At 41.4% G+C, this 11,717-nt stretch carries 12 protein-coding genes; 2 read left to right on the top strand and 10 right to left on the bottom strand.

The features are described 5' to 3' along the window. The first annotated feature begins 196 nt into the window (after positions 1-196). Both ACI6PS_RS02335 and ACI6PS_RS02330 read left to right on the top strand, forming a co-directional pair. A complete protein-coding gene (locus ACI6PS_RS02335) occupies positions 197-610 on the top strand; it encodes a response regulator (protein ID WP_421010938.1) in 414 nt (137 codons plus the stop codon). A 372-nt stretch (positions 611-982) separates the two neighbouring features. Continuing rightward, positions 983-1,456 (top strand): response regulator, encoded by a 474-nt coding sequence (locus ACI6PS_RS02330; RefSeq protein WP_421010937.1) that lies wholly within the window; start codon positions 983-985, stop codon positions 1,454-1,456. Positions 1,457-1,468: 12 nt separating this feature from the next. Here ACI6PS_RS02330 and ACI6PS_RS02325 read toward each other — a convergent pair whose 3' ends face one another. The 10 genes from ACI6PS_RS02325 to ACI6PS_RS02280 all read right to left on the bottom strand — a co-directional run bounded on the left by ACI6PS_RS02325 (position 1,469) and on the right by ACI6PS_RS02280 (position 11,715). Beyond that, positions 1,469-3,094 carry a sensor histidine kinase gene (locus ACI6PS_RS02325; RefSeq protein WP_421010936.1) on the bottom strand — a complete coding sequence of 542 codons (1,626 nt, stop codon included), beginning with the start codon at positions 3,092-3,094 and terminating at the stop codon, positions 1,469-1,471. A 1-nt stretch (position 3,095) separates the two neighbouring features. After that, positions 3,096-4,112 (bottom strand): SpoIIE family protein phosphatase, encoded by a 1,017-nt coding sequence (locus tag ACI6PS_RS02320; RefSeq protein WP_421010935.1) that lies wholly within the window; start codon positions 4,110-4,112, stop codon positions 3,096-3,098. Next, positions 4,105-4,518 (bottom strand): anti-sigma regulatory factor, encoded by a 414-nt coding sequence (locus ACI6PS_RS02315; protein ID WP_421010934.1) that lies wholly within the window; start codon positions 4,516-4,518, stop codon positions 4,105-4,107. Before ACI6PS_RS02315 ends, ACI6PS_RS02320 begins: the two co-directional genes overlap by 8 nt. Next, the gene (locus tag ACI6PS_RS02310) at positions 4,499-4,873 is read right to left on the bottom strand and encodes an STAS domain-containing protein (RefSeq protein WP_421010933.1); all 375 of its coding nucleotides are present in this window, start codon (positions 4,871-4,873) and stop codon (positions 4,499-4,501) included. Before ACI6PS_RS02310 ends, ACI6PS_RS02315 begins: the two co-directional genes overlap by 20 nt. 29 nt (positions 4,874-4,902) lie before the next feature. Continuing rightward, positions 4,903-5,745 (bottom strand): STAS domain-containing protein, encoded by an 843-nt coding sequence (locus tag ACI6PS_RS02305; RefSeq protein WP_421010932.1) that lies wholly within the window; start codon positions 5,743-5,745, stop codon positions 4,903-4,905. Positions 5,746-6,054: 309 nt separating this feature from the next. Then, entirely contained in the window at positions 6,055-6,813 is a 759-nt protein-coding gene (locus ACI6PS_RS02300) for a rhamnogalacturonan acetylesterase (protein WP_421010931.1), read from the bottom strand. Further along, on the bottom strand, positions 6,800-7,768 hold the full coding sequence (locus ACI6PS_RS02295) for a pectinesterase family protein (protein WP_421010930.1): 969 nt from the start codon (positions 7,766-7,768) through the stop codon (positions 6,800-6,802). The genes ACI6PS_RS02300 and ACI6PS_RS02295 overlap by 14 nt, the downstream gene beginning before the upstream one ends. A 6-nt stretch (positions 7,769-7,774) precedes the next feature. Continuing rightward, a complete protein-coding gene (locus tag ACI6PS_RS02290) occupies positions 7,775-8,989 on the bottom strand; it encodes a glycoside hydrolase family 88/105 protein (RefSeq protein ID WP_421010929.1) in 1,215 nt (404 codons plus the stop codon). 1 nt (position 8,990) lies between these two features. Next, on the bottom strand, positions 8,991-9,968 hold the full coding sequence (locus tag ACI6PS_RS02285) for a DUF4861 family protein (RefSeq protein ID WP_421010928.1): 978 nt from the start codon (positions 9,966-9,968) through the stop codon (positions 8,991-8,993). Positions 9,969-10,080: 112 nt separating this feature from the next. Next, positions 10,081-11,715: a RagB/SusD family nutrient uptake outer membrane protein gene (locus tag ACI6PS_RS02280; protein WP_421010927.1), complete on the bottom strand. Its 1,635-nt coding sequence runs from the start codon at positions 11,713-11,715 to the stop codon at positions 10,081-10,083. Positions 11,716-11,717 lie beyond the last annotated feature (2 nt).

Below are 11,717 nucleotides of genomic sequence, written 5' to 3'. Positions count from 1 at the left end.
GTAAAATTTTAGGACACTGCCACCGCTCGAATAGATCCGCAAAACGAAGATCCTCATGATAACAGCCTTTTTGCTGATTCAAGAAAATGCAATTGACGTTGCGCACCACAGATAGAAATTGCGTAAGTTCAAATTGCAATTGTATAAGGAGTTTATAGAACACATTTTGGAAATTTACTGACCGTAACATCCTAAAATGAAAACAAGCAAACCCTTAAAGATCATCATCGCAGACGACGATACCGATGACCTACAGTATCTAAATTTCCTGTTCAAAAACCACAAGGGATTTGAGATCATCGGATGCCTCACTTCTGGAAAGTCGGTTCTGGATACAATTGAACATTCCGGTAATGTGCCGGATGTATTATTGGTCGACATGCACATGCCAATCATGACAGGGTCGGAAGTAGCAAATATACTCCTGGACGACTCAACCTTTTCAAACATGGCCATCTTCATTATTTCCGGTGTGATAAACCGTACCGAAGAAGAGCGACTGAAAGGCAGGGTTCACTTCCTGGAAAAGCCCACTACGCTGGTCCAAATTACCGACCTCCCTGAAGTCATATTGGAAAAAATGAAGGTCGGAAATGTAAACTGGATCTAGGCAAATCCGTATTCCAGTAGTTCCCTTAAAATTATTTCTCAACTATTTTTCCCATCACTTTAGGGAACTGAATATGCTTTTTTAACGCATTCCAAAAAGAATCATTTAGCTTATTACGATTGCAAATGAGGCCACGGAAAGAAACGCTCTACCTTTCAGCGGAAGGATACAGCAAGCTGTTTCCAAAAAAAAAAAAATTGGAAGCAACAAGCGCAACATATCAAGCAATTGAAATCTGCAAATTCGCATTGCCGAAATTGTGACTATTTAAGCCAATAGGACTCCATCAGTGCATTTGAAATCATCATACTTCGTCCATTCCCACAAGAAAACAAGATACTTTTAAGTTCCACGCCAGCATTTTTTCTATATTTGACGAAATTTTATAATATGATGCCGGAACACAAGCGAAAATTTAAGATTGCGATAGCGGATGATGATGCGGAGGACCGCGAATTCTTTCAGGAAGTACTTGAAACCATTACTTCTGAAGTAGAGCTGTCTGTATATATGAATGGAATGGAATTATTGAAGGGCCTTCTAGACAGCAAAGATGATCTACCCGACCTGGTGTTCCTTGACCTCAATATGCCTGTAATGAACGGTATTGCAGCCTTAACTGAAATTCGCAATATTGATGTCTTCAAAAAAATTCCAGTAATCGCTATCTATTCGACCTCCACATCCCCTAAAGACCAGATTGATACTTTTAACCTAGGTGCGGATGCCTACATCAGCAAGCCTAACGATTATGGAGTCCTAAAGAGGGTACTACAGAAAGTACTCGAGATTGATTGGACTACCTGGAACAAGGATAAGGATAATTTCATCATCGATAGCAACTAGGACGTATCCTGCTTAAGAAACCGGAAGATAGATCTTAAAGGTGGTACCTTCGCCAGGAACACTCGTAAAGTCAATGAAACCATTATGGTTTTCGATGATCCTTTTGCAAAGTGCCAATCCAATACCATTTCCTTCAAAATGCTCACGTGCGTGCAGGCGTTGGAACATCTCAAAGATACGACCGGAATAATCCGCATCCATGCCGATACCATTGTCGGTCACTTCTATCAGGTGGAAGTCACCTGCGCGATTGACCATGGCGGGACTTTGCCTGTCGGATACCGTTTTGGCGGTGATTGTAATTACAGGCGTATTGGCATTGAATTTTAGTGCGTTGCTAATTAGATTATAAAACAGTTGCTGCAACTGCGTTTCAAGTCCGTTTAATTTTGGAAGCTCATCGGAAAGTACAACCGCCCCTTTCTCTTCAATTATAAAACTGAGATCCGACTGGGCTTGCATAAGAACATCATTCAAGTCAATTTCTTTGCGCAGCAGTGCATTGTAATCTGCACGGGAGTAATTTAACAAATCTGCAATGAGGGCTGACAATCGCTGTGCAGACGCGGAGATCCGTCCAAAATAATAGCGCTCCCTCTCCTCTTCGCTCAGGTGTTCGCCCGCACGCGAAAGCATGATCATTATCTTCCGCAATGGTTCTTGCAGATCATGACTTGCCACATACGCAAACTGTTCCAATTCCTTATTTTTAAAAGAAAGCTTTGCATTACTGCCTTCCAATTCGCGCTGTATCCTTTTAAGTTCGGAATTGTCCTTCAGGGTGGCCTCCACTATCTTTTGCGCATTGATGTCAAAAAATGATACCAGCCAATTTGAAAAGCTGCCGTCTTCCAGCTTATTGGGTACGATCGATACAATGTGCCACACATAGTCGGCCTTATGCTTGATGCGGAGCTCACCATGATAGCTGGATGCGGATTTTTTTGCCATATCCCAACCGGTGAGCAGACGATCCAGATCTTCAGGAGCAATGAAACCTGACAGTACACTCCGATCAAATGCAAGCAATGGAAGACCCACATAGTTTTTCAACCAATCATTGGTCAGCAATACCTTATTGCGGTCATCCACCACGCAAATCAATACCGGCAGCGTATTCGAAAGCTGGCGGTAGCGGTTTTCACTTTCACCCAACTTCTCCGAAAGCGCAATCAACTCGATATTCTTCTTACGGATCTCATCATAAGGCGATAGCGGCGGTTCAAATTTGAAGTAGTCGACCAGCCCTTTCATCTTTTGCTCCGACAGCAGGCCCGGCTGCAAGATTGATTGGGTGAGCTGTGTGGTAGACTGATTATTGGAATAATCATAGGAAATTGTTCCTGAAATTTTTGATGCATACCGATACGCTTCGGGACTGCATTGCTTCAGATCAATTGCATCGGTCAGCACCGCTGTGATTTCTTTATGGGTTGGCCGGATAGTCGTTATCCCCAAGACCAGCACACTGTCCTTCCCGTTCGCGATACAGCATCTTGCAATTTCAGAAACGGCAGTTGAAAAACGCGTCTGTGCAGAGGAGGGCAGCCCGCACATCTCCGCAATCTTCATTGACCGCTTATGCGCCAATATGAGATCCATCTCATTATCCAGATTTATCTTGACTATTTCCCTCATATTATTGATTTAATTTGGCCACCATTATCGTAGCGTCATCATTTCCCCTCCAATTATCCTTATAAAGTGCCGCCGCTACCAGAGCCGAGTCCTGCTTGATGATGGATTTGAGGTCATTTAAGTTCCATCGTGTGCGGAGCCCGTCACTGTGCATGATGAGGATTTGGTGCCTGCTGTAGGGGACTGTCGTATTGTTGAGCGTGCGGGGTATGTTGTGGCCGATGATGCCGTTGTAAGGCGTATAGGTCTTATTTTCCATACCCATGTAAAGTCTTGTGCTGATGTTGCCCACCCCGCAGATGGTCCAAATTCCGGATGCATAATCTACCGAAGCCACCGTGGCCACCAGACCGCGGGTCTTCTTCACCCTTTCGTGTATTTCCCTGATGATGGCCGTTGGGTCTTTTTCCATCGAACCCTTGAAGACGCTTATTGCGTTTTGTACCGCTTCGAACGCATTCGGTCCATGTCCCAGGCCATCCCCTACAAAAATCTGAAGTCCGCCCGGCAAGTATTTTATATGATACCCATCGCCACAGACCTTTTCTCCAGGGCAATTGGTTGCAATGACCGCATGTGGAAGAAGCTGGGTAACTACTGGTGGTTCGCTGGTCACGCTTTCACAAATTTCTACATATTGAACGGTACCCCACCCTTTCATCGAGTAGATCTGGAACGTATTACTGAGCCGCCTGATGGCTCCCAATCCCTGACCCAATGTGTTACTGGAGGAATAGCCGTCATGCATAATCTTTGCAATGTTGTCGATTCCAATTCCTTTGTCCAGCACATAGAGTTCTATTTTCCATTTCCCTTGATGAGGGACCGCCCTGTAAAGCAGCTCCCCGCTTCCGGCAAACTTAATAAGGTTTGAAGCCAGCTCTGCTATGATTATGTCGGTTTCTCCGGCCCTGTGCGCTGTAAAACCGCACTGTAGGGCCAAATTATGGATTTCCCGTTTTATAAAAGCAACCAGGCTTCGGTCTTCAATACGGTAGGAAGTAAATGTCTTATCCATTCTTCCATTTTGTTATAGTCACTGTTGTACCCACTCCCAGTTCAGATTGCAGATCAAATTCATTCACAAGGCGCTTGGTTCCCGGCAGGCCAAGACCAAGGCTCCGTCCTGTGCTGTAACCGTCCTTCATGGCAAGGCTGAGATCGGCAATTCCTGGCCCCTTATCTATAAAGGTCAGGCGCACGCCATTATCCCTGCCGTTGTTCACTGATTCCAGAATCACAATTCCGCCACCGCCATATTTAAGCAGGTTACGGACTAGCTCGCTGCATGCCGTAATCAATTTGGTCTGATTCAATATGCTCATGCCAAGCTGTACGCCATAATCGCGCACGCGGTTACGCAATGGTACCACGTCCTGTTCACGAACAACAGCTATTTCCTCTTTATTCGTTATCGTAATCATCTACTTGCTCCTCCGTTCCGCCATTATACATTTTTGCACGGAGCAGGTCCATCCCACGCTCTACGTTAAGAGCACTGATGACACCATTCAGGGGAAGGCCGAGTTCAACCAAGGTGATGGCAACAGCGGGCTGCATGCCTACCACGACGGTCTGGGCGTCCATGATTTTTGACATTATTGCAATATTTCCTAAAATTCGACCCATAAATGAATCGATGATCGATACGGCAGAAATGTCAATCAGCACACCTTTCGAGCTGTGTTTCTTGATCGTATGGATCAGATCTGATTCCAGATTTTCTGCAAGCTGATCATACAGATCAACCTGTATGGTCACCAATAGAAAATCGCCCATCTTGAGTATAGGTATCCTATCCATCCTATTTACTGGTTACCTATTAATTTCTTTTTAACCACCGTCAGTTGGAGCATTGCAAAGGCTGTCTGAAGGGCACTTGCCAATGATGCTTTAGTGATTATGCCATTAAGGTCGATTCCCAAATGTACAACGGTTTGTGCAATCTCTGGACGAATGCCACTGATGATGCATTCCGCGCCCATCAGTCGGGTAGCGCTTACCGTCTTGATCAGATGCTGAGCAACCAACGAATCTACCGCCGGAACCCCCGAGATATCAAGTATGGCAATAGAACTTCCTGTGTCTACAATTTGCTGCAACAGGTTTTCCATCACGACCTGGGTCCTGGAGCTGTCCAACGTTCCGATGATCGGCAAAGCCACCACTCCCTCCCATACTTGTATGACTGGAGTCGATATTTCACTTATTTCATCTGTCTGCCTGTTGATGATATCTTCCCTGCTTTTCATATACGCTTCAAAAGTCATGATGCTCATCTCATCCACCATACTGCTTAATTTGAGATTGGCATTGTAAAGCTGTATAGGATCCTTCTCTGCCTTCGATATCAACTGGCTGGCCGCTTCCTTGAAAAAAAGCAAGTATTGTGCATTCTCACGAGGAGAAAATCCACGTTTTGCCCTAGAGCTTGAAATTCCAACTAAAAGTTCTTTGACCTTCTCGAATTCGGCACGTTGTCCATCAGGTTGTTCATTGGTCAAAGCCTCTAGAAAAAGAGTTGAAAATTCCTTCGATTCCCTTTCCTCTGTAAGACTGTCGGTTGCTCCACTGTTGGCCAACAGATTAGACCAAATCGAAAGCAATTCCGATTCGTTACTTTTCAAGTTATTAAAAACTGCGTGTTGCATGAAATATTTTTTTAAATTTGTTAAACAAATGTAATTAAAACTATTCGAAGTAAACTAATGTTTGAAACGAAATAAAATGTCAATAATGCAACACGGAGAGTATTAAAAAATAAAGCCTTGCTGTCTGGGGTTCGAAGAGCTTATGGAAGATAAGAAAGTTATTAAATTATTACGAATGTAGTCTGTGACGAGTTGCTTTTTGTTAGCTTTTTAGAGGCTCACATAGCTGTTTCTATAAAAACACCTAGTCTGCTACACTAACAAACTAATCGCCAATTAATGGGCAGAAATTTGATTCCAAATAAATTTCTATTTTAAATATTTCGCCAGCGGATGATTTTGTCTCTTTAACTCCTGAACAAAAATCTTAGAAATTTCTGTCGCTCCTAAAATTGACAAATGCGTATTATCATCGATTCCTTTTGGGATGTAAGCATTTTCATTTGGAGCAAAGTGTAAATGTAGTTTAGCGGAACCTTCTTTTCCATAAGATTCTTCCAGAAGCTCCGTCAAGTACTGCATATCAAAGAAAGGAACGTTCATTTCTTGCGCAACCAAACGAGCCTGCAAGGTGTAATTTCCATGGGAATCCAATAAAACGCCCTGTTCATTAAATTTTCTTCTGGCGATTGAGGAGAACAAAATTGGGATGGCGCCTTTTGAACGAGTTTCTTCCACATAACGAATTAGATTGTGACGGTAAGCCGTCTGTGGATTAGTGTATCGTGTGGGATCAGTATCCTTTCCGTCGTTATGGCCAAACTGGATAAAGACATAATTTCCGGGTTTCAAAGAATCTAAAACCAGTTGCCAATGCTTTAAATCCCTGAAACTTCTCGTACTTCTTCCGTTTACTGCGTGGTTTTTAATCGTCACCTTATCGTTGAAAAATGGCGAGAGCACTTGTACCCAGCCTCTTTCTGGATTTTCATTCGGATTTGGCTTGTTTGCCATTGTCGAATCTCCGATGGTGTAAATTACGACAGGATTATTTCCGTCGGCTGTTTGGGCACTTTTGCATCCAAAAGCTAAAATTAAAACTAAAAATAAAGCCTTATAAATTTTCATACCAATGTATTTTTGATTTGGATTTTTCACCTAAAATATTTTTTTTCGTATAACTCTTCGCTTCTTTTTTTGAAAGCTGGTGCGACCATTTTACTCTTGAATTTGCATTTGAGCCTTCTCCTGTACTTTGAAATTCTCCATAAAATGCCGATTTTTCTGCTTCTGGTTTTGACCAATTATGCCAGCCTTCCGGGAGAATATGTTTTCCTAAATCGCAGTTCAAGAAAACGGTTTTGGCATAAATCCGCCAAGGTCTTCCGAGATAGACTTTTGAAGCTTTATCATTTGAAGTTAGCTTACATTTATCGAAAACAAACCCAAATTCTACATCTTTCGGTGTAGAAGAAGCTGTAATAAACGAGTCGCTTTTACTGTGAAGCTGGCAATTTTCAAAGTAGGCCGTTGCGCTACCGAAGATAAAATCAACGGTTCCTTCGATGTAACAATCCTTGTAAAACTGTTTCCCAATTCCTGATGCATAAAGCGTGTCTTGGTTTCCCAAAAGTTTGCAATTTACGACGGAAACTCGCGTTGAAGTAACCGAAAGTGCAATTGCCTGCCCAACTTCTCCTAAAGAATTTTCGATCGTGAGGTTTTTCAACAGCACATCATTTGCTTCCACCAACATTGTGTAGGTAAAAAAAGTGCTGTTTCTTCCTAAGTTTATTTTCTTGAAGTGATCGTCAAAAGTAATAATCGTTTTTTCTTGGCTTTCGCCGATTAATTGCAGGTTGGAATTCCACTCGTGGACTTTAATTTTCTCTTTATAGACTCCGTTTTTGATGAAAATCGTAAATTTTTCATACGGAAAAGACTGGCATTGATTGATGGCTTCCTGGATCGATTTAAAATCTCCAGAACCATCCAAAGCGACTGTAAATGTTGACTTTTCAGAAGTAACCGCATTTGGATTTAATCCAAAAACCAGAATTGAAAGAAAAATTAAAAGTCTCATTAATTCTTATTTATTTAATTCCAAAGCCGCCAAAATAAAAGGTCCTGTGGCTTTCGGGTCATTGTCTTTTTTACGTTCGTTGATGTAATATTCAAACGAACCATCACGATTTTCTTTCCCGCCCAAACCAGCAACGGCGCAAGCTTCGGTGATAATCACATAACCTTCTGGAGTTACTTTTACCAAATCTCTTGTCAATCCGTTGAAGGCTTTTTCTGCTAAAGTTTTGTAGCTTTTTGGAAGATAACCTTTGTTTGCTCCTTTTGCAAAAGCATACGCAAACATAGCAGAACCAGAAGCTTCTAGGTAATTTCCCTCTCTGTTTCCTTGGTCCGTGACTTGATACCACAATCCTGACGAATGTTGGTATTTTGCCAAAGCTTCTGATAATTGGTTTAAATACGTCACCAATTCTTTGTGTTTTGGATGATTTTCTGGCATGTAATCTAATACATCGACTAACGCCATTGCATACCAACCCAATGATCTGGACCAGAAATTTGGTGATGTTCCTGTTTGTTTATTGGCCCAAGCCATTTGCTTGCTTTCGTCCCAACCGTGGTATAAAAGTCCCGTTTTTTTATCCAGCAAGTGCTTTTGAATCAACTCAAATTGTTTCGCCACATCGTTCAGATTTTTTCCGTTTTCAAATTTTACAGTGTAATGTGCGTAAAATGGCGAGCCCATGTACAATCCGTCCAGCCACATTTGGTTCGGATAGATTTTCTTGTGCCAGAATCCGCCTTCGGTAGTTCTTGGATGGGTTTCCAATTGTCCTTTCAAGACTTGCATTGCTTTTAAATACTTCTCGTCTTTTGTTTTTTCATACAGATAAAACAGTGAATTTCCGGCTGGAATCATGTCAATATTATAGCTATCTACCTTAAAACTTGGAATGCTTCCGTCTGATTGAATTGTCGTATCTGCATATCCTTTGAAATAATCGTAATAGGCTTTATTATTTGTTTTTTTGTACAATTCTTCGAAAGATGTCATCACCAAACCGTGAACATAGTCCCATTTTGGTTCGGTTTTATCGTCAATTTGATAAGCTTCCGGATGCTTGATCATCAGCGTTTGCGCCAATCTTTCTGACCATTTTAATTTATCTGAAACTTCTAATTTTGAAGTACTTTTTACTTCTTTACTCGATTTACAACTTGTAAATAAAATTGCAGCCGAAAAGAATAAAACACCAATGTTTTTTAGCTTCTTTTTCATCTTATTTCAATTCATTATTTTGGTTCAGCTTGTTCAAATTAGCATCTAAATATCGGATAAATTCTTCTTTGTTTTTGATTCCGTTTGGTTCTTTTTCCCAAGCTCCTAAAAAGTAAAACGTAATTTTATCTTTAGAAGGCTTGAATTGTATCAAATGATCGTGCGGACCTTCAAATGGTTTTTCAGCCGTTTCTACTTCATAAAATACGGCCATTCCCAGATTGTCTTTGAACAAAGTTTGCTCGCCATAAGTGGCAATATAGCCCCATTTTTTGTTTTCGCTTACTTTTTCAATGACTGGTAGGTTGTTTAATTTTACGATTCCGGTACAGATTCCATCCAACAATTCAGAAGATTGGATGATATGCTTTGTATAACGCTCGTCAGGAAAAATGGTCAGATTTGACTCTAAATTCGTTTTCTGATTGTTCGTTTTCCAGCCCGTGTAATTTACTTTTACTTCCGATCTGTCCTTGTGGTTGGAGACTTTGGCATTGGTAGCTTCGACTTCCTTGAAATGATACATTTCATTGTTGATGATTCTTCCGATGGAACCGACGCCCATTCCCTTAGCCACTTTCAAGATATCAGCACCCCAATTGTCCATCTTGTGATAAGAATCAAATCCGTCTTGGCCCACTTGCGGCAAAACCAAAGTATCCGTCAGTTTTCCGTAGATATCGATGGCGTTTCTCCAATCCAAGTACAATCTGTAACCAACTTTGTTGCTTTCCCAACCTGGACCTTCGTAACGGATGTACCACGAATGATCAGTGTGATTTGCAGGAACATTCAAACTTTCGACGTTTTTAAAAGTGCCGCCTTCGTATTTTCTTCCGTTCCATTTTCCGCCTTCCTTTATTGAAATTTCGGCGTATGTTTTTTGATTTTTGGATTGCAGACTTGAAAGTTTCGCGGAACTGCAACTTGCCAAAAGACAAACTGATGCTGTGACTAAAAGTGATTTTGATAAATTCATATTCCTTTTTTTATTCTGGTTTTATAACTTAATTCTTAATGAAAAAATAGGCTCGATATACCATCAAGCCTATTTAAACTAACTAAACCAAACTATTATATAAACTCTAAAATTAATTGTATGCTGGGTTTTGTGGGAAATCCCTGTTTTGATTCAAATCGATAGCCGCTTGAGGGATAGGTCTTAAAATTTTAAGCTGTCCGTTTGCTCCATTGAAGTTTGCTTCATCAATCAAATAATTATGTGCAGAAGCTCTTTCTACCAACTTTCCTGTACGCTTCAAATCAAACCATCTATGGTATTCCCCGAATAATTCCCTTGCTCTCTCGTCCAATAAAACATCGATGTTATAAGAAGTCAGTGGCGTTGTGATTCCTGCTCTGGTTCTTACTGCATTCAATCTCTCCAAACCTAAGGCTGGATTTGAGTTTAGATAAGCTTCGGCTGCAATCAAATACGTTTCAGAAAGTCTTGACAATATAATATCCCTTGAGCTTGGACCACCTGAATTTCCTCCTCCTGTTACAAAAGCGGCCTTTGGATCATCAAACTTCTTCGTTGGAATTGTTTGGAAATCGGCACTTACCACACCTGCACCATAAGTTCCCCAAGCGTGCGTGACAACACCTGGATGTGCCGCTACATAAGCAGCAGTTTCTGCCGGCGTTTCCCACTGCGGTACATAATAATGCTTTACTGTCAGGTTTCCGTGATTGGCAACGGGAACATCAAAAAAGTCATAATACCTATCGAAAACCTGATACATGAAAGTAGCATTGTAGCGCTGGTCTTCTTCTGTAAACAATCCCAAAGCGAACTGCGTAGGCAACAATGTGTAGCTTCTCCATGGTGCCTTACCCGCAACTTCTGGCCCTCCCAAATATGAGCTGTACCAGTTTGCCTGCTTGTTCCCCGTATTTCTTGGATCAAAGCTTATAGATCCTGGTGAATACTGTACGGAAAAAATAGTTTCCGGATTCATTTCGCTTCCCGGTTTCCATAAATCTGCAAAAGGGATTGTCAATGCCTGTCCAGCTATAGCCTCATCTGCATAAGTTGCCGCTGTTGCAAAATCTGTAGCGCCACCAAAAGTTTCATAAGCTCTTGTCAAATGTACTTTTGCCAATAAATGCTGTACTGCTCTTTTGTTTACCCTTCCGTTGTAATTTCCAGTTCCAACAGCATTCAAGGCATCCTCAAGATCCGCGATGATAAAGTCATAAACTTCTTCAGCAGAATTCCTGTCGAAACTCAATTTAGGCCCTTGGATGTATTCATCAACAATACTTACCCCTCCAAACGATTGCACCAAAACAAAATAAGCATTGGCTCTAAGGTATTTTACTTCCCCTACCAATTGAGGTAGATTAGGAGTCTGTTCTGTTAAATCAGCGTAATAAATGGCCATGTTGGCTTTCTGAATCGCCTCATAACAGCTGGCATACAATTCTTCAATTCCTCCATCGGATGCTGGATTCAATTGAGAATACCTCGACAGACCTTCCGGTTCTGTACCCCTGCCCGAACCTACGGCATATAAATCAGTACCTGCACAAAATACATAAGCATCACCACCGTAAATACTTCTCAACAATGAGTAATTTGAATTGACCAACAAATTAAAGCCAGAAGCGGTTTTATAGGTTGTTTCAGCATCTGCATTTCCTAGATTTTCTTCTTCAATAAAATTATCTGAACAAGAGGCCATGGCAACTACCATCAGCCCCAATAAAACTATTTTTTTCATGT

It is taken from the genome of Flavobacterium sp. PLA-1-15 (assembly GCF_049060005.1).
Taxonomy (GTDB): Bacteria; Bacteroidota; Bacteroidia; order Flavobacteriales; family Flavobacteriaceae; genus Flavobacterium.
Note: the sequence above shows the minus strand (reverse complement) of the source record. Positions and strands in the feature narration are given on the sequence as shown.

Coding starts and splice junctions, on each gene's coding strand:
- ACI6PS_RS02335 (WP_421010938.1), top strand. CDS start 197: ATGAAAACAAGCAAACCCTTAAAGATCATCATCGCAGACGACGATACC.
- ACI6PS_RS02325 (WP_421010936.1), bottom strand. CDS start 3,094: ATGAGGGAAATAGTCAAGATAAATCTGGATAATGAGATGGATCTCATA.
- ACI6PS_RS02320 (WP_421010935.1), bottom strand. CDS start 4,112: ATGGATAAGACATTTACTTCCTACCGTATTGAAGACCGAAGCCTGGTT.
- ACI6PS_RS02315 (WP_421010934.1), bottom strand. CDS start 4,518: ATGATTACGATAACGAATAAAGAGGAAATAGCTGTTGTTCGTGAACAG.
- ACI6PS_RS02310 (WP_421010933.1), bottom strand. CDS start 4,873: ATGGGCGATTTTCTATTGGTGACCATACAGGTTGATCTGTATGATCAG.
- ACI6PS_RS02305 (WP_421010932.1), bottom strand. CDS start 5,745: ATGCAACACGCAGTTTTTAATAACTTGAAAAGTAACGAATCGGAATTG.
- ACI6PS_RS02300 (WP_421010931.1), bottom strand. CDS start 6,813: ATGAAAATTTATAAGGCTTTATTTTTAGTTTTAATTTTAGCTTTTGGA.
- ACI6PS_RS02295 (WP_421010930.1), bottom strand. CDS start 7,768: ATGAGACTTTTAATTTTTCTTTCAATTCTGGTTTTTGGATTAAATCCA.
- ACI6PS_RS02290 (WP_421010929.1), bottom strand. CDS start 8,989: ATGAAAAAGAAGCTAAAAAACATTGGTGTTTTATTCTTTTCGGCTGCA.
- ACI6PS_RS02285 (WP_421010928.1), bottom strand. CDS start 9,968: ATGAATTTATCAAAATCACTTTTAGTCACAGCATCAGTTTGTCTTTTG.
- ACI6PS_RS02280 (WP_421010927.1), bottom strand. CDS start 11,715: ATGAAAAAAATAGTTTTATTGGGGCTGATGGTAGTTGCCATGGCCTCT.